Source organism: Peiella sedimenti (assembly GCF_030504955.1).
Classification (GTDB): domain Bacteria; phylum Pseudomonadota; class Alphaproteobacteria; order Caulobacterales; family Caulobacteraceae; genus Brevundimonas; species Brevundimonas sedimenti.
Genome location: NZ_JAUKTR010000002.1, coordinates 299,035 through 323,868 on the forward strand (window position 1 = coordinate 299,035; position 24,834 = coordinate 323,868).

At 69.8% G+C, this 24,834-nt stretch carries 28 protein-coding genes and 1 tRNA gene; 18 read left to right on the forward strand and 11 right to left on the reverse strand.

From position 1 onward, the window contains the following. The first annotated feature begins 57 nt into the window (after positions 1-57). Positions 58-486, forward strand: coding sequence for an Rrf2 family transcriptional regulator (locus Q0812_RS06435; RefSeq protein WP_302109490.1), 429 nt, complete (start codon positions 58-60; stop codon positions 484-486). Beyond that, complete coding sequence (locus Q0812_RS06440) at positions 483-1,295, forward strand: SDR family NAD(P)-dependent oxidoreductase (protein WP_302109491.1); 813 nt, start codon at positions 483-485, stop codon at positions 1,293-1,295. Before Q0812_RS06435 ends, Q0812_RS06440 begins: the two co-directional genes overlap by 4 nt. On the opposite strand, the gene Q0812_RS06445 is transcribed toward Q0812_RS06440, so the two are convergent. Beyond that, entirely contained in the window at positions 1,292-1,981 is a 690-nt protein-coding gene (locus Q0812_RS06445) for a MarC family protein (RefSeq protein ID WP_302109661.1), read from the reverse strand. The two genes, Q0812_RS06440 and Q0812_RS06445, sit on opposite strands and share 4 nt — an antisense overlap. A gap of 60 nt (positions 1,982-2,041) precedes the next feature. On the opposite strand from Q0812_RS06445, the gene pyrF reads away from it, so the two are divergent. Further along, positions 2,042-2,746, forward strand: a complete 705-nt coding sequence (gene pyrF / locus Q0812_RS06450) for an orotidine-5'-phosphate decarboxylase (protein WP_302109492.1) — start codon at positions 2,042-2,044, stop codon at positions 2,744-2,746. On the opposite strand, the gene Q0812_RS06455 is transcribed toward pyrF, so the two are convergent. Further along, on the reverse strand, positions 2,743-3,180 hold the full coding sequence (locus tag Q0812_RS06455) for a hypothetical protein (RefSeq protein WP_302109493.1): 438 nt from the start codon (positions 3,178-3,180) through the stop codon (positions 2,743-2,745). The two genes, pyrF and Q0812_RS06455, sit on opposite strands and share 4 nt — an antisense overlap. Before the next feature lie 198 nt (positions 3,181-3,378). On the opposite strand from Q0812_RS06455, the gene gcrA reads away from it, so the two are divergent. From gcrA to Q0812_RS06490, 7 genes are all read left to right on the forward strand, one after another. Next, positions 3,379-3,894: a cell cycle sigma 70 cofactor GcrA gene (gene gcrA / locus Q0812_RS06460; RefSeq protein WP_302109494.1), complete on the forward strand. Its 516-nt coding sequence runs from the start codon at positions 3,379-3,381 to the stop codon at positions 3,892-3,894. A 176-nt stretch (positions 3,895-4,070) separates the two neighbouring features. Beyond that, complete coding sequence (locus tag Q0812_RS06465; RefSeq protein ID WP_302109495.1) at positions 4,071-5,087, forward strand: 2'-deoxycytidine 5'-triphosphate deaminase domain-containing protein; 1,017 nt, start codon at positions 4,071-4,073, stop codon at positions 5,085-5,087. Positions 5,088-5,180: 93 nt separating this feature from the next. Next, on the forward strand, positions 5,181-5,606 hold the full coding sequence (locus tag Q0812_RS06470) for a hypothetical protein (protein WP_302109496.1): 426 nt from the start codon (positions 5,181-5,183) through the stop codon (positions 5,604-5,606). A gap of 2 nt (positions 5,607-5,608) precedes the next feature. Beyond that, complete coding sequence (locus Q0812_RS06475; RefSeq protein WP_302109497.1) at positions 5,609-5,803, forward strand: helix-turn-helix transcriptional regulator; 195 nt, start codon at positions 5,609-5,611, stop codon at positions 5,801-5,803. Positions 5,804-5,805: 2 nt separating this feature from the next. Next, entirely contained in the window at positions 5,806-6,390 is a 585-nt protein-coding gene (locus Q0812_RS06480; protein WP_302109498.1) for a hypothetical protein, read from the forward strand. 31 nt (positions 6,391-6,421) lie between these two features. Beyond that, positions 6,422-7,363 (forward strand): TraB/GumN family protein, encoded by a 942-nt coding sequence (locus tag Q0812_RS06485; protein WP_302109499.1) that lies wholly within the window; start codon positions 6,422-6,424, stop codon positions 7,361-7,363. Positions 7,364-7,406: 43 nt separating this feature from the next. After that, positions 7,407-7,481, forward strand: a tRNA-Gly gene (locus Q0812_RS06490). Between the two features lie 62 nt (positions 7,482-7,543). Here Q0812_RS06490 and Q0812_RS06495 read toward each other — a convergent pair. From Q0812_RS06495 to Q0812_RS06510, 4 genes are all read right to left on the reverse strand, one after another. Then, complete coding sequence (locus Q0812_RS06495) at positions 7,544-9,346, reverse strand: autotransporter domain-containing protein (protein ID WP_302109500.1); 1,803 nt, start codon at positions 9,344-9,346, stop codon at positions 7,544-7,546. 150 nt (positions 9,347-9,496) lie between these two features. Then, the gene (locus Q0812_RS06500) at positions 9,497-10,747 is read right to left on the reverse strand and encodes a UbiH/UbiF/VisC/COQ6 family ubiquinone biosynthesis hydroxylase (RefSeq protein ID WP_302109501.1); all 1,251 of its coding nucleotides are present in this window, start codon (positions 10,745-10,747) and stop codon (positions 9,497-9,499) included. Positions 10,748-10,787: 40 nt separating this feature from the next. Then, entirely contained in the window at positions 10,788-11,327 is a 540-nt protein-coding gene (locus Q0812_RS06505) for a hypothetical protein (protein ID WP_302109502.1), read from the reverse strand. After that, a complete protein-coding gene (locus tag Q0812_RS06510) occupies positions 11,324-11,518 on the reverse strand; it encodes a hypothetical protein (RefSeq protein ID WP_302109503.1) in 195 nt (64 codons plus the stop codon). The genes Q0812_RS06505 and Q0812_RS06510 overlap by 4 nt, the downstream gene beginning before the upstream one ends. A 264-nt stretch (positions 11,519-11,782) precedes the next feature. Here Q0812_RS06510 and Q0812_RS06515 point away from each other — a divergent pair, with 264 nt between their 5' ends. From Q0812_RS06515 to Q0812_RS06525, 3 genes are all read left to right on the forward strand, one after another. Then, positions 11,783-14,113, forward strand: coding sequence for an FtsK/SpoIIIE family DNA translocase (locus Q0812_RS06515; protein WP_302109504.1), 2,331 nt, complete (start codon positions 11,783-11,785; stop codon positions 14,111-14,113). Positions 14,114-14,241: 128 nt separating this feature from the next. Beyond that, positions 14,242-14,874 carry a LolA family protein gene (locus Q0812_RS06520; protein WP_302109505.1) on the forward strand — a complete coding sequence of 211 codons (633 nt, stop codon included), beginning with the start codon at positions 14,242-14,244 and terminating at the stop codon, positions 14,872-14,874. Positions 14,875-14,906: 32 nt separating this feature from the next. Continuing rightward, positions 14,907-15,704 carry an exodeoxyribonuclease III gene (locus tag Q0812_RS06525; protein ID WP_302109506.1) on the forward strand — a complete coding sequence of 266 codons (798 nt, stop codon included), beginning with the start codon at positions 14,907-14,909 and terminating at the stop codon, positions 15,702-15,704. Here Q0812_RS06525 and Q0812_RS06530 read toward each other — a convergent pair. Together Q0812_RS06530 and Q0812_RS06535 are read right to left on the reverse strand one after the other, a co-directional pair. Further along, a complete protein-coding gene (locus Q0812_RS06530) occupies positions 15,701-16,387 on the reverse strand; it encodes a response regulator transcription factor (protein ID WP_302109507.1) in 687 nt (228 codons plus the stop codon). The genes Q0812_RS06525 and Q0812_RS06530 overlap by 4 nt on opposite strands. Before the next feature lie 63 nt (positions 16,388-16,450). Beyond that, the gene (locus Q0812_RS06535; RefSeq protein WP_425281555.1) at positions 16,451-17,131 is read right to left on the reverse strand and encodes a YggS family pyridoxal phosphate-dependent enzyme; all 681 of its coding nucleotides are present in this window, start codon (positions 17,129-17,131) and stop codon (positions 16,451-16,453) included. Between Q0812_RS06535 and Q0812_RS06540 the strand changes: the two genes are divergently transcribed. Beyond that, positions 17,130-17,774: a thiamine phosphate synthase gene (locus Q0812_RS06540; RefSeq protein WP_302109508.1), complete on the forward strand. Its 645-nt coding sequence runs from the start codon at positions 17,130-17,132 to the stop codon at positions 17,772-17,774. The two genes, Q0812_RS06535 and Q0812_RS06540, sit on opposite strands and share 2 nt — an antisense overlap. Positions 17,775-17,825: 51 nt before the next feature. On the opposite strand, the gene Q0812_RS06545 is transcribed toward Q0812_RS06540, so the two are convergent. After that, positions 17,826-18,218, reverse strand: a complete 393-nt coding sequence (locus tag Q0812_RS06545) for an NtrZ family periplasmic regulatory protein (RefSeq protein WP_302109509.1) — start codon at positions 18,216-18,218, stop codon at positions 17,826-17,828. A gap of 346 nt (positions 18,219-18,564) precedes the next feature. Here Q0812_RS06545 and Q0812_RS06550 point away from each other — a divergent pair, with 346 nt between their 5' ends. Genes Q0812_RS06550 through holA form a run of 4 tightly spaced genes read left to right on the forward strand, consistent with a single transcriptional unit; the run spans position 18,565 to position 23,235 of the window. Then, positions 18,565-19,059, forward strand: coding sequence for a DUF3576 domain-containing protein (locus Q0812_RS06550; RefSeq protein WP_302109510.1), 495 nt, complete (start codon positions 18,565-18,567; stop codon positions 19,057-19,059). 9 nt (positions 19,060-19,068) lie between these two features. Then, entirely contained in the window at positions 19,069-21,642 is a 2,574-nt protein-coding gene (gene leuS, locus Q0812_RS06555) for a leucine--tRNA ligase (protein WP_302109511.1), read from the forward strand. A gap of 28 nt (positions 21,643-21,670) precedes the next feature. Next, on the forward strand, positions 21,671-22,183 hold the full coding sequence (locus Q0812_RS06560; protein WP_302109512.1) for an LPS assembly lipoprotein LptE: 513 nt from the start codon (positions 21,671-21,673) through the stop codon (positions 22,181-22,183). Further along, a complete protein-coding gene (gene holA, locus Q0812_RS06565) occupies positions 22,180-23,235 on the forward strand; it encodes a DNA polymerase III subunit delta (RefSeq protein WP_302109513.1) in 1,056 nt (351 codons plus the stop codon). Before Q0812_RS06560 ends, holA begins: the two co-directional genes overlap by 4 nt. 58 nt (positions 23,236-23,293) lie before the next feature. Here the strand turns inward: holA and Q0812_RS06570 are convergent, their stop codons facing one another. Together Q0812_RS06570 and Q0812_RS06575 are read right to left on the reverse strand one after the other, a co-directional pair. Beyond that, positions 23,294-24,166 carry a ParB/RepB/Spo0J family partition protein gene (locus tag Q0812_RS06570; protein WP_302109514.1) on the reverse strand — a complete coding sequence of 291 codons (873 nt, stop codon included), beginning with the start codon at positions 24,164-24,166 and terminating at the stop codon, positions 23,294-23,296. After that, a partial coding sequence (locus Q0812_RS06575) for a ParA family protein (RefSeq protein ID WP_302109515.1) occupies positions 24,163-24,834 on the reverse strand: 672 nt, incomplete at its 5' end. The genes Q0812_RS06570 and Q0812_RS06575, both read right to left, overlap by 4 nt.

Consider the following 24,834-nt stretch of genomic DNA (forward strand, 5'->3'; position numbering starts at 1 on the left):
CCGGCGCTGGCGCTACGCGGCGCGCGGGCCTACCTTTAGGGCGAACGGCTCACTTTCATGTCCGACAGCCAACGCTTTCCCGTCGCCGCCCACATCCTGGCCTACCTGGCGCATAGTCAGGCCGACGCGCCCGCGCGCGCCGTGTCCAGCGCCACCCTGGCGGCGTCGGTGCCCACCAACCCGGTGGTGGTTCGCCGGGTCGCCGGCATGCTGGCCAAGGCAGGACTTATCGCCACTCGCCCCGGCGCCCACGGCGGAGCCTGGCTGCTCGAGCCGGCCCAGGGCATCACCCTTGACCGGGTGCTGAGGGCTGTGGGCGGCGCGGCCAATCTCGGCTGCCCCAACGCGGGGGTCAGCGGCTGTCCGGTCGGCGAACGCATTCCCCGTCAGGTGGAGAAGGTGCTGACGGCCGCGGACCAGGCCGCCTCGGAGCGGCTTTCCCGTATCGTCATCACCGACCTGCTGGACGAGGCGCGGCCCATTTGAGCGGGCGACGGCTCGCCCTTGTCACCGGCGCCTCGGCCGGCATTGGTCAGGCGCTGGCGCGGGAACTGGCCGCTCGGGGCTGGGATCTGGCGCTGGCCGCCCGCCGCGCCGAACGGCTGGAGGCCCTGGCCGCCGAGCTGGAGCGAGACCACGGCGCCTCAAGCCTCATCCTCGCGGAAGACCTGACTGATCCGGCCGCGCCCGCGCGGATCGAGGCGGCGATCGCGGCGCGCGGTCGCCCGGCGCTGGCCTTGATCAACAACGCCGGCTTCAGCCGCACCACCGGCTTCTCGGACACGCCATGGGTCCAGCATCAGGCCATGCTGCAGGTGATGCTGACGGCCCCCATGGAGCTGACGCACCGGCTGGCGCCGACGATGAAAACCGAGGGCTTCGGGCGGATTCTCAATGTGGCGTCGGTGGCGGGCCTGTTGCCGGCCACGGGGGGTGACACCCTCTATGGCCCCATCAAGAGCTTTCTGATCAAGGCGACCCTGGGCCTGCGCATGGAGACCGAAGGGTCGGGGGTGAAGGTCTCCGCCCTATGCCCCGGCTATGTTCTTTCCGAATTTCACGACGTGAACGGGTCGCGCGATCAGGTTTCCTCGGCCTATCCGGCCTGGGCCTGGTCCAGGGCCGACGAGGTGGCGCGCGAGGGTCTGGACGCCCTTGAGGCGGGCAAACCGATTTCGATTCCCGGCGCGCACAACCGGGTCGTAGCCGACCTCATGCGCCTTCTGCCGCCGTCGCTGGCCTACGCCCAGGTGCGCCGCCACGCCGGCCGGCTGGGACGCGTATCCAGGACCTAGTGTGCGTAGGGCCGCGCGACGCCCGGCGTGATCAGCCCCTGGGTCGCCTCACCCAGTCCGGCGATGATAAACTGGATGGCCATGGCGCACAGGATCAGGCCCAGCACCCGCACGATGATCACCATGCCGATATTGCCGAGCACCCGGCTGATCGGGCCCGCGGCCCAGAAGCTGAGCACCGTGGCCAGGCCCGCCAGCACGATGGCCACGACGCCGGCGATGGTCCCCTGGGCGCCCAGCCGCTGGGCCTCTCCGGCCTGGATGATCACGGTCGAGATGGCGCCCGGCCCGATCAGCAGCGGCATGGCGAAGGGCACCACCAGGCGCTCGAACCTGCGCCGGGCATAGCCGCGCGTATCGGTGGCGGCCCCGGCTTCTTCCGCGTCGGCGAAGATCTTCAGGAAGTCGTCCCTCGTCATGTCCAGCCCCAGCATGAACAGCAGGATGCCGCCTGCGATCCGAAAGGCCGGCAGCGAGATGCCGAAGAACTCCAGCAGCGCCACGCCCGACGCGTAGAAGAACAGCATGAAGCCGATGATGAAGATGCCGATATAGGCCGCCGTCAGCCGGCGCCCGGCCTTGCTGCCCCCCGCCGTCGCCGCCGCGAAGATCGGCACGTTGCCGATCGGATCGAGCAGGGCGAACAGGGCCACGAAGAAGTTGACCCCCAGCTCCACCGCGTTCATCACCGGCCCGTCTCCCCTCGCGCGCGATTTGTCGCACCCCCTGCAAGGCCACGCCCGCCGATGAACGTCAACCGTCCCGCTGATCCACGCCTCATCGTGGGGCTCGACCTGCCCAGCGTCGAAGCCGCCGAAAAGACCGTCCAGACCATCGGCGACGCAGCGGTGTTCTACAAGATCGGTCTGACGTTGCTGGCGCGGCCGGGCGGCGTCGCCTTCGCTCATCGCCTGCGGGATCAAGGCAAGCGGATCTTTCAGGACTGGAAGCTGCACGACATCGGCGCCCAGGTAGAGGGGGCCGCGCGATCGGTGGCCGAGGGCGGCTGCGACCTGCTGACCGTCCACGCCGAGCCCCAGGTCATGCGGGCGGCTGTAAAGGGTCGTGGGGACCGGCCGACGAAGATCTTGGCCGTCACGGTTATGACCAGCCTGACCGACGAGGATCTGATCGAGATCGGTTATGCGGCCCCGGCGGAGGAGCTGGTCATCCGGCGCGTCCGGCAGGCGGTCGACTGCGGCGTCGACGGCGTCGTAGCCTCGGCGCTGGAGGCCAGGGCCATCCGCGCCATGGTCCCTGAGGGCTTTCTGGTAGTGACGCCCGGCATCCGCCCCTCAGGCGCGTCGCTGGACGACCAGGCCCGTGTGGCGACCCCCGCCGACGCCCTGTCCGCCGGAGCCAGCCATCTGGTGGTGGCGCGGCCCATCATCGCCGCGGCCGACCCTCGCACGGCCGCCCAAGCCATCACCGACGAGATGGTTCTGCTCTAGCGATCGTCCAGGATCATGGGCGGCGGGCACCCGCAGCCGCGATAATGGGCGCCCGAGTGGCGTGGCGTCCAGGACCGCCAGGAGCTGGGAGGCCGGTCGTCGTTATAGCCGTACCAGTCCCGATACCCGTGATCAGGGCGCGCCGATGCGTACCCGTGGCCATGGCCGCGTGAGCGATGATCACGATGATGGGCGCGGTGCGGGTGACCATAGCCCTGGTGGTGAACGCTGTGCGGGTGACCATAGCGGTCGCCGTAACCGTAGCCATCGCCGCGGCCATATCCGCTCCCGGCGTAATATCCGTACCCGGGATAATAGTGCGCGTCCCAGGCGAGCCGGGGACCGTACGCGTGGGGCCGACCGGCCTCGGCCGGCGTGACGACGAGGGCGAGACCGCCCAGGGCGATCATGGCGAGGGGGAGGAAGCGCGTCATTTTCGCCAAACGCGCGACAGAGAACACGGTTCAGTGGTCGACCCGGCCCCTTGCAAACCGATCGAATCTAAATCTGGTTCCTGTGGACAGGGACGGCGCCACATCTTGCGCCTCTTAACCGCTCGTTTACGATCCCTAGTAGCCGGGCGGCTCCAGTTTTCGCCCCGGCACAAGATATTGAATCCGGGAGGCGGGATTATGGGCTGGACGGAGGAACGGGTCGGGACCCTGAAGAAGCTTTGGCTGGACGGCCTGTCCGCCAGCCAGATCGCCAAGCAGCTGGGCGGCGGCGTCACGCGCAACGCCGTCATCGGCAAGGTGCACCGCCTGGGCCTCTCGGGCCGGGCGGCGCCGTCGCAGCCTTCGCGCCCCGCGTTCCGGACCACGCGGCCGCGCCCCAGCCAGCCGAGTGCGCCGCGTCGCATTGAAGCCGCGGCCGCCCCGCGTCCGGCGCCGCAACAGCCGGCTCCTCCTCCACCGGCGCCGATGCCTGACCTGCCGGGCACGGCCACGGTGCTGACCCTGGGCGCCCACATGTGCAAGTGGCCGATCGGCGATCCGACCTCGAACGAGTTCAGCTTCTGCGGTCGCCGCGCCGGCGAGACCGGCCCCTACTGCGTCGAGCACGCCCGCGTCGCCTATCAGCCGCAGCAGAAGAAGGGCGGCCGGGACGGGGCGTCGGAGCTGGCTCGCTCGCTTCGGCGCTACATCTGATCCCCGAGGGGCGTTAAGCCCTGAAAGGTCCGTCCGCGACCGGGCTTTCGTCTTTCGACGGCCGGGACGGGGCGGTGGATGGGGGTCGCGTTTCTCCGGGTTGACGCGACCCCGTCCTCTCCAACCGGCGCCCTTGAGGCTGGCGCGATGCGCCGCGGCGCCCTTACAAGGCCTGCATGTCTCAGCCCGCCCAAACCGGTATCCTGCCCTGTCAGTCCATCGAGGCCCTGATCGAACAGGGGGCCATCGCCTCGGCGACGCCCTGGGATGCGGACCAGGTCCAGCCCGCCAGCCTTGATCTGCGGCTTGGCCGGCGGGCCTGGCGGGTGCGCGCCTCGTTCCTGCCGGGCGCCCATCGCGTCGAGGACCGCGTCCGCGACGTGGCCATGCACCAGATCGACCTGTCGGGCGGCGCGGTGCTGGAGAAGGGTTGCGTCTACATCGCCGAACTCCAGGAGGGGCTGCGCCTGCCCAGCGGCGTTCAGGCCCGGGCCAACCCCAAGAGCTCCACCGGCCGGGTGGACGTTTTCGTTCGGCTTCTCACGGATCACGGAGGCCGCTTCGATGACGTGGCCGAGGGCTATTCGGGGCCGCTTTATCTCGAGATCGCACCCCAGACCTTCTCCGTCCTGGTGCGGCCGGGCACGCGCCTCAATCAGCTGCGGCTGAAGGCTGGCGAGCCGCCGGTCCTGGAAACCCGGGACGTGGGCGTCGATCTGACCGGCGACATCGTCGGCTTCCGGGGCCGCCGCCACGCGGGGGTCGTCGATCTGGACCATGTGGACGGCCACGATCCGCGGGATTTCTGGGAGCCGCTGACGGCGCGCCGGGGCGAGCTGCTGCTGGACCCCGGCGAGTTCTACATCCTGGCGTCGAAAGAAGCGGTCGAGATCCCCGTCGATCAGGCCGCCGAGATGACGCCGATCGACCCGTCCGTTGGCGAGTTCCGTGTCCACTACGCCGGCTTCTTCGATCCCGGCTTCGGCACGGCCGAGGCGGGCGCGGTGGGCAGCCGGGGCGTGCTGGAGGTGCGCAGCCACGAAACGCCCTTCCTGCTGGAAGACGGGCAGACTGTGGCGCGCCTGGTCTATCAGCCTCTCATCACGCGCCCGGCGCGCCTCTATGGCGAGGGCGGCAGCCATTACCAGCGCCAGGGCCTGAAACTCTCCAAGCACTTCCGCCCCTGGGGCTGAGCGACAAGGTTCGTTGTCACTCTGACAAGGGCGCTTGACACGTCCTGGCCTGATAGGTAAAGGACCCTTGTCATATCGACAAGGAAGCTTTCCGTGAGACGACTCGCACCACCCTGGACAAAGGCGCTGCTTATCGGCGGCCTAGGCTTCGCCCTGGGGGCCAGCCTCGCCATCTGGCCGGGCTGGTTCCGGAGCCTCGGCGCTGTCGGCGCGGGGCTGGTCATGGCCGCTCTTATGGCCGTGGTCCTCTACATCGGCCTCGTCTGGTGGCGCAGCGTCGATGAGGCCGCCCGTGAAGCGCACAAGTCCGCCTGGTTCTGGGGCGCCAACATCGCCCTGGCCCTCGGAGCCGTGTGGCTCGCCGTAGCCGTCACCAATCCAGACCTCCTGCCGTTGCCGGCGGGCGTCGAGGGCGAATCCGAGGCCGCGGCTTTCGCGTCCGGGGCCTTCGTGACCCTCATGGTCCAGGTGGTCGGCTACGCCATCGCCTGGGCCATCTGGTGGTTGAGGAGGCGTTGAGCATGGAGAACCGCCTTCGCGTGCTGCGCGCTGAACGCGGCTGGAGCCAGGCTGATCTGGCCGACCGGCTGGGGGTTTCGCGCCAGACCGTCAACGCCATCGAGACCGGCAAGTACGACCCGTCGCTGCCCTTGGCCTTCAAGCTCGGGCAGGTCTTTGAGCAACCCATCGAAGCCATTTTCTCGGCAGGAGCCTGATCATGGATGAGCAAGCCACGGCGCGGCGAGAGCGCAACATCAAGGTCGCGACCGCCGCCGTCCTCGCTCTGGCGGGGGGCGCCACCGGGTTCGCCCTGGCAAGGGCGGGAATCGGCCTCAACCTGCCCTTCGAGGACGCCGCCGCCCTTTTCATGGCCGCCCTTCTGTTGGTCAGCGCCGCAGCCGCGCTGATCATGCTCGGCGTGCGCCCGGCCTCGATCCCCAAGGGTTGCGGTTTGCTTCAGACGGTGGTGCTGGCGCTCGCCGGCGTAATGTTTGCATTGCCGGTTGTGGCGTCGCCGCCGCTTTCGCCCGCCCTCGCCTTCGCCCTCGTGGCGGCGCTGCTGGCCGTGCAGAGCCTGGCGAACCTGATGCTCTGGCGGCGGGCCGACGAAATGCTGCGCCGGGTGATGTGGGAGACCTGCGCCGTCGCCTTCTGGGTGGGCCAGCTCGCCCTGTTTCTGTACGCCGCCGCCGCCCGCCTCGATCTCGTGGCCGAGGTGTCAGCCTGGACCCTGATGAGCGTCCTGATGGCGCTCTACATCCTCGCCTCGGCCGTCACCAGCGTCCGGCGCGGTCTGTCCTGATCCAACCCCTCCCGAACCCTTGGAGACATCCATGAGCCTTTCCTTCCAGTCCCTTACCGCCCGCCTGATGCGCGGCGCCGCCGGCGTGGCCCTCGGCCTCGGCCTGACCATCGCCGCCCTGCCTCAGCAGGCCCTGGCTTACGAAGCCGCCGCCGAAACGCCGGCCGCCGGCTCTGGGCCCGCCCTCTTCATCGTGCGCGACCACGACTCGACCATCTACCTGATGGGCACCGTCCACCTGATGCGCCCTGGCGACGACTGGGCCCGCCCGGAAATTCGCCAGGCCTTCGACGCCTCGTCCGAGCTGTGGCTCGAGATCACCAACGTCGATGATCAGGCGGCCGCAGCGCCCCTCATCCAGCAGTACGGCCTGTCGCCGCAGACGCCGCTGTCCAGCCGCCTGTCGGCCGAGGAAAATGCGCGTCTGGCCCAGGTGGCGGGCGAGCTGGGCCTGACGCCCCAGGCGCTGGAGCCCATGCGGCCCTGGCTGGCCGGCCTGCTCCTGACCAATCTCAGCCTGCAGAAGGTCGGGTTCGACCCGTCCCAGGGCATCGACATGGTCGTGCGCGGCTGGGCCCGCGAGGCGGACAAGCCCGTGCGCGGTCTGGAGCAGATGGAGGACCAGATCCGTCTCTTCGCCGAAATGCCCGAGGAGGCGCAGCTGGGCTTTCTGCGCCAGTCCATGGACAACGCCGAGGAGGGCGTAGCCCTGCTCGACCGCATGGCCGACGCCTGGCGTCGCGGCGATCATGAGACCCTCGACAGCGCCGCCCTGGCCGAGATGCGCCGCGACGAGCCGGCCTTTTACGCGGCCATGTTCACCGCGCGGAACGCCAACTGGGTGAACCAGATTCAGGAGATGCTCAGCGGCTCGGGCACCAGCTTCATCGCCGTGGGCGCCGGGCACCTGGCGGGCCCGGACAGTGTGCAGGCGATGCTTGAGCAGCGCGGCGTGACCGTCGAGCGCCGCTGATCCGGCTTGAGCGCGCATCGCCGCGCGGCTATGCGGAAGGGGCGCGGGTGTAGTTCAGAGGTAGAACGTCAGCTTCCCAAGCTGAATGTCAGGGGTTCGATTCCCCTCACCCGCTCCAGACAGTCAAAGGGCCGGAGGCGTCGCCGCCTCCGGCCCTTCTTCTTGCCGATTGGATACCGCTTAGAAGCGCAGACCCATGCCGATACGGGCCGTCTGGCTCTCCATGCCGTCGGCGTAGCGGCCGCGGTAGCCGATGGACCAGGTCCAGCCCTGGGCCACCTCGCCCTCGATGGCCAGGCCGACGAAGGTCTGGCCGCCCTCGGCCTCCTCGATCATGTTGGTGATCGGCTGGGCCGTGTTGCCGGCGATGCGCACCCTCACCCCGTCGTCGTCGTAGGACAGGCTGTCGCGATAGCCCAGGTCGAACACGGCCGAGGCGCGCTCGCCCATGCCGGCGGTCAGGCGCACCGCCACCTCGCCCGAGGTCGCGGAGATCTCGCGGTCGTCGTACTGGTGCAGGGCGACGGCCGGGCCTTGTTCGGAATAGCCGTCGACGCTGGTGCGCACCCATGAGAGGCCGGCGCGCGGCGACACGGTCAGCCCGCCCATCGGCATGTTGAACCCGGCCTGGACCTTGGCGCCGAGGGTCGAGCCTTCGGTCCGGCCCTCGGTGACGATCGGCGCCAGGGCCGTAATGCGCTCGATGCCGTCATAGGAGTCGCTCGACCAACCCGCGGCCGCATCGACGAACAGGCTGCCCGAGTTCCAGCCGCCGTAGACGTCGAAGCCGACGTTGGCGGCGTTGAAGCTGACCGGACCCACCTGCACGTCGCTGTCATCAGTGGTGAAGGCGACGCCGTAGCGCATGCCCGAGGCGCGGCGGCCCTCCACGGCGATGGTCAGGCCGGTGGTCTCGGTCTCGGCCTCGAACACGGGACCGCGCGCGTCGTAGTCCGCCATGTCGTGGTGCAGGTCGAACACCAGGGCCCAGCCCTCCGGTCCGAACTCCCGCGTGCTCAGGCGGTCCAGCGCGTCGTCCAGAGCTTCGGAGCGCCGGCGAAGGCCGGTCTCGCCCTGCAGCGTCGTCTGGGCGCCGTCGTCGCCGTAGTACAGGTAGCCGTCGGCCACCTGGGCCAGCAGGGCGTGACCCGCGGCGGTGGGGTGCACCCCATCCCAGAACAGATATCCGTCGGCGCCCGTGCAGACCGTCACGCCGTTGAAGCAGGCCTGGCTCACGTTCGTCAGGCCGAAGGCCGACGGCGCGGCCAGAAGCGTCTGATAGGCCCGGTCCACGTCCATATAGATGACGTTGGTGTTCGGATGCGCCGCCGCCTGGGCCTGGGCTTGGGCGAAGAGGGCCGCGTTGAAGGCGCTGGTCGCCTGGACCACGATGCCCTGGGCCGCCAGGCCCGGGCCTGAGTTGAACTGCGGCGTCGCCCCCAGGTTCGGCAGGTTGGCCACGAGGATCGTGCCCGCCCCCGCGTTGGCCACGCTGTTGATGTGCGCACCCATGTTGGCGGCCGCCACCTGGGCAGAAGCGGAGATGGTGGCGAAGGGGTTGGCCGTGACCGAGGCGGGCCCGACGCCGCCGAAGATATCGTTGGCGCCGCCCCAGAGGATGACCAGGTCGCCGCCGCCTAGCGTGCCGCCCGAGCCGCCGTACATGGCGATCTGTTGGGCCAGGGTCGGAGTCAGGCCCCCGTTGGCCGTCCAGGCGCCGCCGAAGGCGAAACTGCGGCTGCCGCTGACGCCCGTGGCGCCGCCCACAGTGAAGCCCAGGCGCTCGATCCAGACCTGGCCGTTCGAGAAGCGGCCGCCGAAATAGGGCGGCGAGGGGGGCTGGTTCGCTGGGGGCAGGTTGCCCACGTCGGACAGGCTGTCGCCGAAGACGACGACGCGATCATAGCTCTGGGCCTGAACGGCGCCGGCCATCAGGAGGGCCGCGCCCAGCGCAGCCATGGAAATGGAAGCCTTGAGCTTCATATGAGTGTCTCCCCCGCGCGGTTCAGTGAATAGCGACCGGCGTATGGGAGGACTGTGCGCCGTTCACCGCGCGATGCAAGATGCCGTAACGTAAGGTTTTTGTGGAATGCAGACGGTTTTCGGGCCGTTGCGGCGCACACGTCGCAGCGGCTAGAGCGCCTGGCCTTTCAGCAGGCGGGGGAGATCGCCCACCGCGCCGCCGGCTTCCTGCATGAAGAACCGCCTCGCCGCCGGGAGGCTGTTGACCGCGGCCATGCCGAGGTTGCGGACGGTGCGGACCACCGGCTGATCGTTCGAAAAAAGGCGCTGGAACACGTCCACGCCGCCGGCCAACACCGTGTTGTCGAAGCGCCGCCAGCGGGCATAGCGCTCCAGCACGGTCTCTGAACCGATGTCTTGACCCAGGCGATGCGCTTCGACGAGCGTCTCCGCCAAAGCGGCCGCGTCCTTGAGGCCCAGGTTCAGACCCTGCCCGGCCAGCGGATGGATCACATGGGCGGCGTCGCCCATCAGGACCATCCGGGGCGCGCTCATGCGCTCGGCCAACTGCAGCGCCAGCGGATAGACGAAACGCGGTCCTGTGACCTCGACCCGGCCCAGAAACTCGCCAAAGCGGCGGATCAGATGCGCTTCGAACGCCTCCGGGGAGGCCTGCGAAAGGCTGCGCGCCCTTGCGGGCGGCTCGGTCCAGACGAGGCTGGCCCGGTCCCCCGTCAGCGGCAGGATGGCCAGGGGGCCGTCCGGCATGAAGTATTCGTAGGCGACCCCCCCATGCGGCCGCTCCAGCTTCACCGTCGCCACAGCGCCCCAGTGCGGATAGGCCCAGCCGTTCACGCCAATTCCCGCGGCCTGCCGTACGGTCGAGGCGCGGCCGTCGGCGCCGACGATCACCGAGCCTCGCAGCACACGTCCGTCGCTCAGCTCCGCCAGCACGGCGCCGCCCTCACGCCGCACAGCCTTCAGCCCAGCTGGCGCGAATATGCGAACCGACGAGTCCAGCAGGGCCTGGCCGACGGCCTTACGGATCCAGCGGTTTTCGACCATGTAGCCCAGCGGCTCGCCTGCGGCCCGGTCGGCGATCTCCTCGGCGTCGAAACGAAGAAAGGCCGGGTGCTGGGGCCGCGCGCCCGCGCCGGGACGGCTGCCCTCCGTCACCAGGATGCGGCGGATCGGACAGACCGCGCCGTCCAGGAAACGCTCCACACCCAGGGCGCGCCACTGACGGAACGACGAGTAAGCGATGGCCGAGGCGCGGCCGTCGAAGCTCTCCTCCACTTGGTCGGCAAGGGGCAGCGGATCGATGGCCGCCACCTTCAGGCCGCCCTGCGCGGCCCCCAGCGCGAAGGTGGCGCCGGCCATGCCGGCCCCAGCCACGATGACGTCGAAGGCTTCGTCGCTCATGCCCGGCTAGATGCGCCCGGCGGAGGCGGGCGTAAAGAGGCTACTCCGCCGCCTGGTCCGCGACCCATGCCTGCAGCCGCGTCAGGCGGTCGGCGACGGCGTGGCAGGCGCCGTAGTTTTCGACGACCGTCGCGGCGAGGGCAGAAGACTCAAGGCCTGAGGCGGCGTCATCAGAACGGCCGGCGGGGTCGGGTAAGGGGGAGGACAGACCCTGGGCCGCGGCGTCGTGCAGGCGCACAAGGCCCACAGGCACAGGGCAATGATCAGGGTCGCTGGACGGAGCATGGCTCTCCACCTGCTGGCTGAGTGAACGGGAGGCGGCGGCGATGCGGCGCTCGGCGGCCAGGGCCGCGCGGTCGGAATCCACATTGATCAATCGCTGTCGCTCGATGATTTCGGCGACCTGTCTGGCTTCAGCGACGCGGGCGTCGGCCAATTCCCGGGCCCGCGCGGCTTCGGCGCGGCCGGCATCCGCCTTCAGTCTGTCCACGCGCCAGGTCTGCGCGCCTGCGGCCAGGGTCGCCGCCACGGCCCAGGCGAGCAGGCCGCGGGCCGCCAGGTTGCTGAACAGGCGGGTCACTGCTCAGGCTCCCGCGACGGGAAGATCCAGCGCACAGCGTCGCGCGCGATCAGCAACAGGCCGCTGGTCAGGCCCACCAGCAGCTCGCGGTTCTCCGGCGGTACGCGGAACCAGGCGAAGGTGCCGATACACAGCACCAGCGCCCCGACGATCAGCGCGGCCAGGCCATAGCGCAGAGGGGCTTCTTTCACGGGACGGTCCTCCAGAGTTCCAGGAGGACAGTGTGGGGCGCCGTGAGAGGGCGGGGATAAGTGGGGTGTCCCGCAGTCCTCGTAAGCGAGGAGATCAACCCATTCATCGCTTGGCGGCGATCCTCCCGGACGGCCGGATCGGCTTTGCTCCACCGTGACATCAGTGGGGAAGAATGGGTGCGCATCCCGTCCCCCTCACCCGTGGTGAACGGCCTGTTAACCGCCCTGGCGCAGGGATGGAGGCTGGCTTTCGGGGAACCCTCCATGACCTCCGCCGCGGCGGTGATCGGCACGCGACTTTGGGACAGCGCCCGGCTGGTCTGGGACGCGGGACCGCTCATGCGTTTTCGCGGCGCGGCCGCCGTCGTGCTGGGCGGCGCCCTGGCCCTGTCCCTTGCGGGCTGGAACCCGGCTGATCCCAGCCTGAACGTCTCCAGCGCCCTGGCGCCCACCAACCCGGTCGGCGGCTTCGGCGCCGTGCTGGCGGACCTGTCCATGCAGTCGCTTGGGCTCGCCGCCTGGTTCGGCGTTCTGTTGCTGGTCCGGCTGGGGCTCTTGCGCGCCCTGGACGTGGAGCCCCGCGCCCGACGCCGCGAGCTGCGCCTCCGCGCCCTGGCGGGAATGGGAGGCGTGCTGGCCCTCTCGGCCGCCCTGGCGGCGCCGGCGCCGCCGGCCCTGTGGCGGTTGGGGCTGGGCCTGGGCGGCCTCTGGGGTCACTGGCTGATCGGCGCGCCAGAGGCCCTGTTCCAGTTCCTGCGCCTGCCCGGACCCCGCGCCATCGCCGCCGTGCTGTGGCTGGCGGCCGCCCTGCCCGGCCTGGCCTACGGCCTCAAGATCGGCCGCGACGAGCTGAAGCGTCTGGCCGCCTGGCTGACCCGCATGGTCCATCGCCCGGCGCCTCCGCGCGCGCCGCAATCGCGCCGCGCCGCCACCCCCGTCCGCAAGGCCGCCGCGCCGCGCCGCGCACGCACCGCAGCCGAGCCCGCGCTTGAGCCCGAGGCCGCGCCCGCTCCCATTCAGGTGGCCGACCCCAAGCCCGTCCGCGCCTCCACCCGCGAGGTGCGCGAGGTGCAGAAGACCCTGCCCTTCAGCGACCAGGCCGCCTTCCCGCTGCCTGAGCTAGGCATGCTGAAGCGCCCGCCCGCGCGCTCGGCCGCCGTGGACGAAGCCGCCCTGCGCCAGAACGCGGCCCTGCTCGAGGGTGTCCTGGCCGAGTTCGGCGTCCGTGGGACCATCGACCATATCCGGCCCGGCCCAGTCGTCACCCTTTACGAGCTGTCGCCCGCCCCCGGCGTCAAGCACGCTCGCGTCGTGGCCCTGTCCGACGATATCGCCCGCTCCATGAGCGCCCGCGCCTGCCGCGTCAGCGTCGTGCAGGGCCGCAACGCCATCGGCATCGAGCTGCCGAACCGCACGCGCGAGACGGTATATCTGCGCGACCTTCTGGCCAGCGCCGACTACGACAAGCCCGGCCTCGTCCTGCCGCTCGCCCTGGGCCAGACCATCGGCGGCGAGCCCTATGTGGCGGACCTGGCTCGCATGCCCCACCTGCTGATCGCCGGCACCACCGGCTCGGGCAAGTCGGTGGGGGTCAACGCCATGATCCTGTCGATCCTCTACCGGCTCAGCCCCGAGCAGTGCCGCTTCATCATGATCGACCCCAAGATGCTGGAGCTGTCGGTCTATGACGGCATTCCGCACCTCCTGGCGCCGGTGGTCACCGACCCCAAAAAGGCTGTCGTGGCGCTGAAGTGGACCGTGCGCGAGATGGAGGACCGCTATCGCCGCATGTCCAAGATCGGCGTGCGCAACGTGGCTTCCTACAACCAGCGCGCCCGCGAGGCGCTGGAGCGCGGCGAGCACTTCGAGCGGACGGTCCAGACCGGTTTCGACGAGCAGGGTCGTCCCGCCTACGAGACAGAGAAAATCCGGCCCGAGCCCATGCCCTATCTGGTCGTGGTCATGGACGAGATGGCCGACCTGATGCTGGTCGCAGGCAAGGATGTGGAGGGCGCCGTCCAACGTCTGGCCCAGATGGCGCGCGCCGCCGGCATCCACCTGATCATGGCCACCCAGCGCCCGTCGGTGGACGTGATCACCGGCACCATCAAGGCCAACTTCCCGACCCGGATCAGCTTCCAGGTCACCTCCAAGATCGACAGCCGCACCATCCTGGGCGAGCAGGGCGCCGAACAGCTGCTGGGCCAGGGCGACATGCTCTACATGGCCGGAGGCGGCCGCATCACCCGCCTGCACGGCCCCTTCGTGGAGGACGGCGAGGTGGAGGCCGTGGCCGAGTACCTGCGCCGCCAGGGCGAGCCGCGCTATCTGGAAGAGGTCACCGCTGACGACGAGGAGGTCTACGGCGGGGGCGAGGACGGCGAGTCCATGGGCTCGGACGATCTCTATGATCGGGCGGTCGCCGTGGTCACCCGCGACCGCAAGGCCTCTACCAGCTACATCCAGCGGCGCCTGCAGATCGGCTACAACCGCGCCGCCACCCTCATGGAACGCATGGAACAGGAGGGCGTTGTCGGACCCGCCAACCACGCGGGCAAGCGCGACATCCTGGCCGGCCCCCCGCCCGTCGTCTGATCTTTCCTGATCGCGGCGCCTGAACAGGGGTTCATCCCAGGGCCGGAATAAGGTCATGGAGCGGTCATGGCCTCGTCAATCGGGTGCGCTTGCCTGACGATCCGCTTTAACGGCAGGAAGGAACGACCATGACCCAGACTCGCCGCGCCCTGATCTTCGCCGCCGCCGCCGCGGCCCTCATGCCGGCCGTTCCGGCCCTGGCCCAGAGCGGCCTGTCCGCCGCCGACCGTGCGCGCGTCGATCGCGCCGTCGCCTATCTTCAGGGCCTGTCGTCCGTGCGCGGGCGCTTCACCGAAACCAGCTCGCGCGGGCGTACCCAGCAGGGCGACTACTACCTGCAGCGGCCCGGCCGGGCCCGGTTCGAGTATGACGCCCCCTCGCGTCTGCTCGTCGTCTCCGACGGCTCGAACGTGAAGCGTTACGATCCGCGCCTGAACACCTTCCAGCAGGTGCCGCTGGGCCAGACGCCGCTGTCCCTGTTCCTCGGCCGCGAGATCCGCGTCGATCAGGGCGTGCGCATCGAGGACGTACGTGACGTGTCCGGAGGCTTCGCCATCGTCGCCCGCGACGCCCGGCGCCCGCGCGACGGTCAGATCGTCCTGACCTTCGCCGAAAGCCCCATGCGGCTGCGTGAGTGGACCATCGTCGACGCCCAGGGCGGCCGCACGCGGGTCCAGCTGACCAGCCTGCAGAACGCCGGCGGCCTGGATCGCAACCTGTTCATCCTGCGCGATCCCACACGCCGCCGCTCGCGCAACTAGGCCAGAGGCGCCGGCGCGGCTAGAAGGCGGCCATGCCCCTTCGCGTCGCCACCTGGAACATCAACTCCGTCCGCCTGCGCATCGATCAGGTCGCCCGCTTCGTCGCCGAGCGGGGACCTGACGTTCTGTGTCTGCAGGAGATCAAGTGCCGCGAGGGCGAGTTTCCCGTGGCCGCCTTCCAAGCCATGGGTCTGCCGCATCTGAGGATCGCCGGGCAGAAGGGCTGGCACGGCGTCGCCATCGCCTCGCGCCTGCCGATCGAAGATGCGCCGCCGCTGAACGCCTGCCGCGAGGGGCATGCCCGCTGCGTCTCGGCTGTGGTGAAAGGCGTCGAGATCCAGAACTTCTACATTCCCGCCGGCGGCGACGTGCCCGACCGGGCGCTGAATCCCAAGTTCGACCACAAGCTGGACTTCTACGAGCGGCTCACGACGGAGTTTGGCCGGCGAGACCCCAAGGCGCCGCTGCTGGTGGCCGGCGACCTCAACGTGGCGCCGGGCGAGCACGACGTCTGGAGCCACAAGCAGATGTCCCGCATCGTCAGCCATACGCCCATCGAGGTCGAGGCCATGACCGCCCTCCAGGCTTCGCTGGGCTTCACGGATGTCGTTCGCGCCCAGACGCCAGAGCCGCAGAAGCTGTTCTCCTGGTGGAGCTATCGCGCCCTGGATTTCAGAAAGTCCAACCGGGGCCTGCGCCTCGACCATCTCTGGACCTCGCCCGGGCTGACGCCGGCCGTCACACCCGGCTCGGCGCGCATCCTCGACGACGTGCGCGAGTGGGAGCGGCCCAGCGACCATGCGCCGGTCGTGGTGGAGCTGGCCGTCTAGACCTGTAGCCGGTACCCGCCGACGTCGGTCAGCAGCAGCCGCGCCTGACCGGGCTCGGGCTCGATCTTCTGCCGCAGCCGGTAGACGTGAGTCTCCAGCGTATGGGTGGTGACCCCGGCGTTGTAGCCCCACACCTCGGTCAGCAGCTCCTCGCGCGACACCGGCTTGCCGCCGGCGCGGTAGAGGTACTTCAGGATCGAGGTCTCCTTGTCCGTCAGGCGAATGCGTTTGCCCGCCTGGTCCACAAGCGACTTGTTGGCGGGGCGGAACTCATAGCCGCCGAGGCGGAAGACCGCGTCCTCGCTCTGTTCGTGGCTCCTCAGGTGGGCGCGGATGCGCGCCAGAAGCACCGCGAACCGGAAAGGCTTGGTCACGTAGTCGTTGGCGCCGGAATCCAGCCCGAGGATGGTGTCGCTGTCGCCGCTCTGGCCCGTCAGCATCAGGATCGGGGTGTTCACGCCGGCCTGGCGCAGCATGCGGCAGACCTCGCGCCCGTCCATATCGGGCAGGTCCACGTCCAGCAGGATCAGGTCGGCGCGCAGCTCGCGCCCGCGCCTCAGGCCCTCTGCGCCGGTCTCGGCTTGCTCGACCTTGAAGGATTCGTGCAGCTCCAGCTGCTCGGCCAGCGCCTCGCGCAGGTCCTGGTCGTCGTCGACGATGAGAAGGGTCTTGGATGGCGCCATCGCCCCTAGATGACCTGATCCGCTGAAAACCGCAAAGCGCCTGCCCTAAACCGCCTCGACTGCCTAACGCGCGCCGAACAGGGCCGATCCCACCCGCACATGGGTGGCGCCGAACCGGACAGCCGTCTCGAAGTCGCCGCTCATGCCCATCGACAGGACCGAAAGTCCGTTGCGCTGCGCCAGCTTGCGCAGCAGGGCGAAGTGCATGGCCGGCTCCTCGTCCACTGGCGGAATGCACATCAGCCCTTCGAGCCGCAGGGCTTCGTGGCGGCGCACCTCGGCGATGAAGGCGTCGGCGTCGCGCGGCGCGACGCCCGACTTGCTCGCCTCCTCGCCCGTATTCACCTGCACCAGCACGCGCAGGGCCTTGCCGAGACGCTCGGCCTCGCGCGCCAGAGCCGCCACGATGGAAGGACGATCAAGCGTCTCGATGACGTCGAACAGCTCGGCCGCCTCCCTGGCCTTGTTCGACTGCAACGGCCCGATCAGGCGCAACTCCAGCCCCGGCCAGGCCTCGCGTGCGCCTTCCCAGCGGCCCAAGGCCTCCTGCACCCGGTTCTCGCCGAACGCCCGCTGCCCCGCCTGAAGCACAGGCAGAACCTTTTCCCACGGCTGCTGTTTGGTCACGGCGGTCAGGGTCACGCTTCCCGGCGGGCGGCCCGCGAGCCGTTCGGCGCGGTTGATCGCGAACCTGATCCGGTCCAGAGCCGGAGCCATCCCGGTCGTTTCAGCAGAAGAGGTCATGGGCGGAAGAGCGGACGACATCTGGCGCATCGCCGGTGAACTGAAGGCCCATGCTCTAGGCCGCCGGGGTCCGGCTGTTAAGGGCCTGCCGCCCCTCCTCGCCTTCACCGAACCCGACCGCGGCCTTGAGCCCCTTGTCCTGGCCCAGCGGTTGCCGCCCGGCGCGGGGCTGGTGTTGCGCCTGTTCGGGGCCGACGACGCCCTCGAGACGGCGCGTGACGTTGCGGCGACCTGCAGGGCGCGGGGCGTGGCTCTTCTGATGGGTGAGGACGCAGGGCTGGCCGAGGCCTGCGGCGCCGAGGGGCTGCACCTGCCGCAACGGCGGGTGGCTGACGCCCCGGCCTGCCGCCAGGCTCATCCGGAGTGGATCATTACCAGCGCCGCCCACGACGAGATGGGCGCGCGCATGGCTGGAGCGGCGGAGGTCGACGCCGTGGTCCTGTCGCCAGTCTTCCCCACCCGCAGCGCATCGGGCCGTCCCCCGCTGGGCCCCGCCGGCTTCGAACGCCTGGCTGAGCTGGCGGGCGTTCCGGCCTATGCTCTAGGGGGGATCTCCGCCGATAACGCAGCCGAGCTCGCCCAGACGAGCGCGGTCGGCCTGGCCGCTATCGACGCCGTCAGCGACTGGCTGGGTAGGGAGTAGGCGCCGACATCTGAGCCTCGCTGGGGCGAGTCCAGCCCGGCCGTTTCAGCCCTAGAACTTGAAGGTGGTCTCGAGCCGCACGCGCGGCTGGGTGCGGGCCTCCGGCGCGGGCCGGGCCGGGTCGGGGCGACGCTCGCCCAGGCCGACCGAGCCGCCCACGCGCAGTGACGGGGACAGGCGGAAGTAGGCGCCGGCGTCCACATCGCTCCAATCGGCCTCACGGCCGACGGGCTGGCGAGTTTCAAGGTTCAGCCCCCAGCGGCCGTTGCGATCCCATTGCAGGGAGCGGCGCTGGGACTGGCCCTCGGTCAGGTTGAAGGTCTGGGGCGGAGCCTGGACGCCTGCGGGCGACGTCCGCGACTGGGCATGAGCGTCCAGCGCCACGCCGGTGAAGGCGAGGCCGGCGCCAAGCGCCACAACAATCATGGCCGTGCGGGTCGTCACTCGAAAAGGCCCACCGATCTCAACATTCGCCAAGCTGACAGCTGTTCGTGGCTGGAGCGTGGCGTAAGACCCTACGCATTGGCGGCAAATTCCGCTGATGGTCAACCGAACGAAGTTGGGGCGGCGCCGTTCCCTGCGGCGCTGTGTCTCACGCGCCACGGGAGACCGAACCGCGGCCGTTCCCCTTCGGGGCGAATTTCCGGCGCTCCGCATCCCGCCTGGGGCAAGGCTTGTCAGCCCCGCCCGGCCCCGCCTATAGAGCAAGGGGTTTCAAGGGGCGAGCAGGCCCTGGCCGGTTCGCCGCGCGCGAACCAGACCGGCGCTTAAGAGGCGGAGTTTGGCAGACATGACTTTCATTCGCGGCCTGGGTCTTGCGACAGTGGCCGTCGCCCTGACGCTGGGCGGTTGCGCCTCCCGCTCCAACGACGCCGCCGGCGACGACCGCGGCGTCTTTTCGCGCCTGCTCGGCAGAGGGGGCGACGACGCCAGCGCCGCCGACGTCCAGAGCCAGGCGGGCATCGGCGTCAACGGCTATCTGTGGCGCGCCTCGCTGGAGACGCTGAGCTTCCTGCCGCTGGAATCGGCCGATCCCTTCGGCGGCGTCATCAACTATGACTGGTACGCCAATCCCGAGCAGCCGAACGAGCGCTTCAAGGTGGCGGTGTTCATCCTGGACTCGCGCCTGCGCGCCGACGCCCTGAACATCACCATCAACAAGCAGGCCCGCAATGCGGCCGGCGAGTGGGTGGACGCCGCCGTCTCAGGTCAAACCGAGACGGATCTTGAGAACGCCGTCCTCACCCGCGCCCGGCAGATCCGCCTGTCCGGCCAGGAGGGCTGATCAGCCCACATGACCCGCTACGATCCGAAGGCGGTGGAGCCTCGCCACCGCGCCCGGTGGGAGGCGGCTGACACGTTCCGGGCCGACTCGGCCTCGGGCAAGCCGAAGTACTACGTGCTTGAGATGTTCCCCTATCCTTCGGGGGCCATCCACATGGGGCATGCGCGCAACTACGTCATGGGCGACGTGGTCTCGCGCTACAAGCGGGCCCAGGGGTTCGAGGTGCTGCACCCCATGGGCTGGGACGCCTTCGGCATGCCGGCCGAGAACGCCGCCATGGAACGCGGGGTCCATCCCGCCGACTGGACCTGGTCCAACATCGCCGCCATGCGGGACCAGCTGAAGCTGCTGGGCCTTTCCATCGACTGGTCGCGTGAGCTGGCCACCTGCGACCCCGCCTACTACGGCCGCCAGCAGGCGCTGTTCCTCAAGCTGTTCGAGCGGGGCCTGGCCTATCGCAAGGAGAGCCTGGTCAACTGGGACCCGGTCGACAATACCGTGCTGGCCAACGAGCAGGTCATCGACGGTCGTGGCTGGCGGTCAGGCGCGATGGTCGAGAAGCGCAAGCTGACCCAGTGGTTCCTGCGCATCACCCACTATGCCGACGACCTGCTGGAGGGGCTCAAGACCCTTGATCGCTGGCCTGACAAGGTCCGCCTGATGCAGGAGAACTGGATCGGGCGCTCGCTGGGCGCGCGGCTGACCTGGCGCTGGGCGGGCGAAGCCCCCGCCGGTTTCGAGGATGGCCTCGAGGTCTACACCACGCGGCCCGACACCCTGTCCGGAGCCTCCTTCCTGGGCCTGGCGCCGGACCATCCCGTCGCCGAGCTGCTGGCGAAGGATGATCCCGAGCTGGCGGCCTTCCTGACCGAGTGCCGCAAGGGCGGCGCCTCCCAGGCCGAGATCGAGCAGGCCGAGAAGATCGGCCGCGACACGGGCCTGCGGGTCCAGCACCCCTTCGACGCGGACCGCGCCGTGCCGGTGTGGATCGCCAACTTCATCCTGTCCGACTACGGCACGGGGGCCATCTTCGGCTGTCCCGCCCACGATCAGCGCGATCTGGATTTCGCCCGCAAGTACGGCCTGCCCGTTCCGCCCGTGGTGCTGCCGCCCGGCGCTGATCCCGCGACCTTCGAGGTCGGGACCGAGGCCTATGTGGGTCCGGGCGTCATCTTCAACTCGGATTTCCTTGACGGGCTTGAGGTCGAACCCGCCAAGGCCGCCGCCATCGCGCGCCTGGAAGCGCAAGGGCAGGGCGAAGGCGCCACCGTCTACCGCCTGCGCGACTGGGGCGTCTCGCGCCAGCGTTATTGGGGCTGTCCGATCCCCATCATCCACTGCGAGGCCTGTGGTCCGGTGGGCGTGCCCCACGACCAGCTGCCGGTCGAGCTGCCCAGGGACGTGACCTTTGACCAGCCGGGCAATCCGCTTGAGCGCCATCCTACCTGGAAGCACACCGCGTGCCCCCAGTGCGGCGGTCAGGCCCGGCGCGAGACCGACACGCTGGACACTTTCGTCGACAGCTCCTGGTATTTCGCGCGCTTCGCCGACCCGCATGCGGATGCGCCGATCAACGGCGCGGCAGCCGACTTCTGGCTGCCGGTGGACCAGTATATCGGGGGCGTCGAGCACGCGGTCCTGCATCTGCTCTACGCCCGCTTCATCACCCGCGCCCTGGCCGACCAGGGGCTGATGAAGGTGCGCGAGCCTTTCGCCGGCCTCTTTACTCAGGGCATGGTCGTCCACGAGACCTATTTCGAGGGCCGCGACGAGAGCGGAAAGCCTCGCTGGGTCGAGCCCGCCGACGTGCGGATCGAGACGGTGGACGGCAAGCGCTCGGCGACGCGCGTCTCCACAGGCGCCGCCCTTTCCATTGGCGACATCGAGAAGATGTCCAAATCCAAGAAGAACGTCGTCGCGCCGCAGGAGATCGTCGACGCCTACGGCGTCGACGCCGGGCGCCTGTTCGTCCTGTCCGACAGCCCTCCCGAGCGGGACGTGCAGTGGACGCCGGGCGGCATTGAGGGCGCCAGCCGCTTCGTTCAGCGCGCTTGGACCGAGTTCGACAGCTTCGCGCCGGGCGCCCCGGCGGATCCGGAGCGGGACATCGTCCTGCGCCGCGAGACCCACAAGACCATCAAGGCCGTCACCGAGGGGGTCGAGGGCTTCCGCTTCAACTCCGCCATCGCCAGGCTCTACGCGTTCCTGCCGATCCTGCGCCAGCACGCGGGCGCGGGCGGCGAAGCTCGGCTTGAGGCCCTTAGCGCCTTCGCCCGGCTGATCGCGCCCTTCGTCCCGCACCTGGCCGAAGAGGCCTGGACCCGCCTGGGCCAGCCCGGCATGGTGGTGGACGCGCCGTGGCCCAGCTTCGACCCGGCCCTCGCCGCTGACGAACTGATCACCCTGCCTGTTCAGGTGAACGGCAAGCGCCGCGCCGAAATCCAGGTTCCGCCGGGCCTCGATCCGGCCGAGGTGGAGACGCGGGTGTTGGCCGACGCCGAGGTTCGGTCCAAACTGGAGGGCCTGACCATCAGAAAGGTGGTCGTGGTCAAGGACCGCATCGTCAATCTGGTCGCCGGGTAAGGCCCCGGCCCGCCTGGGAGCAGCCGCCGTGGCGCTACGTCGAATGATCCGCCGCAGCCTCCTCGCCGCCGCCCTGGCGGCAGGGGCCCTCACCGCGGGGTGTGGATTCCATCCGCTCTACGCGGAGCCGGGCGTGGTCGAAAACCTCCGGGATATTCAGGTGGTTACGCCCGACACCCGCGAAGGCCGGATCCTCAAGGAGCGTCTCGATGACGCCTTGGGCGCCACGGGCCGCGCGGACTGGGTGCTGACCACCACCATCTCCGAACTGCGCAGCGGGATCGGCGCGCGCGCCGATGATTCCGCCACGCGCTATGAACTGGCCTGGATCGTGGGATGGACCCTGTCCCGAGGGAGCAGTCAGGCCGCCGCCGGCAGCGTCACCGCCACCGTCACCTACGCCGCCTCGGACCAGCCCTACGCAGGCCTCATCGCCCGCCAGGATGGCCAGGACCGCGCCGCGGCGCTGGCGGCGGACATGATCCGCTCCGAGCTGGCGACGCGCTTCGCCGACGGCACGCTGGCGCCCGCCCAGCCGTGATTCTGTCCAAACGCCCGGACGTCGAGCGCCTGCTCAAGGGGCCGGGACCGGAGTTCGCCGCCGCGCTCTTCTACGGCCGTGACCGGGGCGTGGCCGCCGAGCGGGCCGCCACGCTCGCAAAACGCATCGCCCCCGACCTCGACGATCCGTTCCGGGTCGCCGTCCTGACCGACACGGATGTGGAGGCCGATCCCGCTCGTCTGGAGGAGGAGCTGACCGCCCTGTCCATGATCGGCGGCCGGCGTCTGGTCCGGCTGAAGCTCTCGACCGAGAAGGCCGGCCCGGACAAGGCGGCGGCGGCGGCGCTTCAGGCCCATGCGGACCAGGCCGGCGGCGCGGAGGGGGCCTTCTTCCTCATCGAGGCGGGGGCCCTGGGCCGCGAGTCCGCCCTGCGCAAGGCGGCCGAGAAGCTGTCGGCCTGCGCCTGCGTGCCCTGCTACGAGGACGAGGCCGGTGATCTCGCCCGGCTCGTGCGCGAAGGGCTGGCGGCGGACCGCATTTCCATCACGGCCGAGGCGCTGGACGCCTTTGTCGCCCGCCTGCCCAAGGAGCGCGGCGTCGCCCGCAGCGAAATCGAGCGTCTGGCGCTCTATGCGGGGCCAGGCTCGGGCGTCACGCTGGATCTGGACGCCGTCAAGGAGGTGCTGGGCGTCGAGCCGGAGGCCAGCCTGTTCGAGGCCGCCAATGACGCCTTCGGCGGCCGTCCGGGGCCCGCCCAATCGGGCCTGCGCCGCGCCTTCGACGAGGGCGAGTCCGGCCCGGCCGCCGTTCGGGCCGCCGGTCAGCATCTGGCCAGGCTCCACCGTGTCATGGTTCTGGCGAAGAGCGGCGCCGGGCTGAAGGAGGCGGCCAAGGCCGCCGGCGTCTTCTGGAAGCAGGAGCGTGAGTTCTTGCGCCAGGTGAACGGCTGGACGCCCTCCGAGATCGAGGCCGTGCGCCTGGAAATCACCGAGGCCGACCGGGCCTGCAAGCGCGCCGGCAGCCCGGACGCCCTTCTGGCCGAGCGTCTGTTCCTGATGATCGCGCTGAAGGCCAGGCGCCAGGGACTCTAGGCTGGAGCTGAGAATATACCCAATATCTCAATGGGATATTCTGTCGGCAGCCGTCTCCTCACGAACGCATCAGACGCCGCGCCAGGTCGTCCAGCTGCTCCAGGGAGGCGTAGCGCAGGACCAGCTCGCCCTTGCCGCCGCGGTCTCTGACTTCCACGGACATGCCCAGGGCGTCGGACAGATCCCCGGCCAGGGCGGCGCTGTCGGGGTCGGATTCCGTCCGCCTAGGCCCCGTCGGAGGCTTCCGAGGCCTTTCTTCCTCGCGGGCCAGCGCCTCGGTGCGGCGAACGCTCAGGCCCTCGCGGACGACCCGCTCCGCCAGCGCCTCTGGATCCGGGGCGTTGATTAGGGCCCGGGCGTGACCGGCCGTTAGACGGCCCGCCAGCAGGTGTTCCTCGACGCTCTTGGGCAGGGCTAGAAGTCGCAGAGTGTTCGCCACGTGGCTGCGGCTCTTGCCGACGATCTGGGCCACGGCGTCCTGGGTATGGCCGAAGCGCTCCATCAGGTCGCGATAGGCGGCGGCCTCTTCCAGTGCGTTCAGGTCGGCCCGCTGGACGTTCTCGATGATGGCCAGCTCGAGCACCTGGGCGTCGTCGAGCGTCCGCACCAGGATCGGCACGTCGCGGAGGCCCGCGCGCTGGGCGGCGCGCCAGCGGCGCTCCCCCGCCACGATCTGATAGCCTTCGCCGCCCTCGGGATCCGGCCGGACCAGGATCGGCTGCAGGATGCCGCGCTCGCGGACCGAGGCGGTCAGCTCTTCGAGGTCGGCGTCGTTGAAGTGTCGGCGCGGCTGGTCCGGATTGGCCTTCAGCAGCTCAATGGGCGCGCTGGCGTCAGGGCGCGCCGGCCGCACATCGCCGTCATCGGCCTCTTCCGCTTCGCCCAGCAGGGCCGAAAGGCCCCGGCCCAATCCCCGATGGCGCTCGTTCATCGCGTCTGTTCCTCCTGGCTCAGGCGACGGCGCCTTTCGCGCGCCACCACCTCGCGAGCCAGCTTCAGATAGGCCTGGCTGCCCGCGCACTTCAGATCATAGATCAGGGCCGGCTTGCCGAAGGACGGCGCTTCAGACACGCGCACGTTCCTGGGTATGACCGTCTCATAGACCAGCCCGCCGAAATGCGACCGGACATCCGCGGCCACCTGGCCGGACAAGGCGTTGCGCCGGTCATACATGGTCAGCACGATACCCTGGATCTCCAGGGCGCGGTTCAGGCTCCCCTTCACCAGATCCACCGTCTTCAATAGCTGGCTGAGGCCCTCAAGCGCGAAGAACTCGCACTGCAGCGGCACCAGGATGGCGTCGGCCGCGCTCATGGCGTTGACCGTCAACAGGTTGAGCGATGGCGGGCAGTCGATCAACACATAGCTATGATTGATCGACCCATCGGCGCGGCCCTTGGCGAGCGCGTCTTTCAAACGGTAGGACCGACGGTCCGCCTGGGACAGCTCTATCTCGACGCCGGACAGGTCATGGTGGGCCGGAATGATGTCGAGGCCCGGCACCTGAGTCTGAACCACCGCGTGCGAGAGCGGCATGCCCTCGACCACCACGTCATAGATGGTGGCGGCGCGCTTGGCCCTGGGCACGCCAAGGCCCGT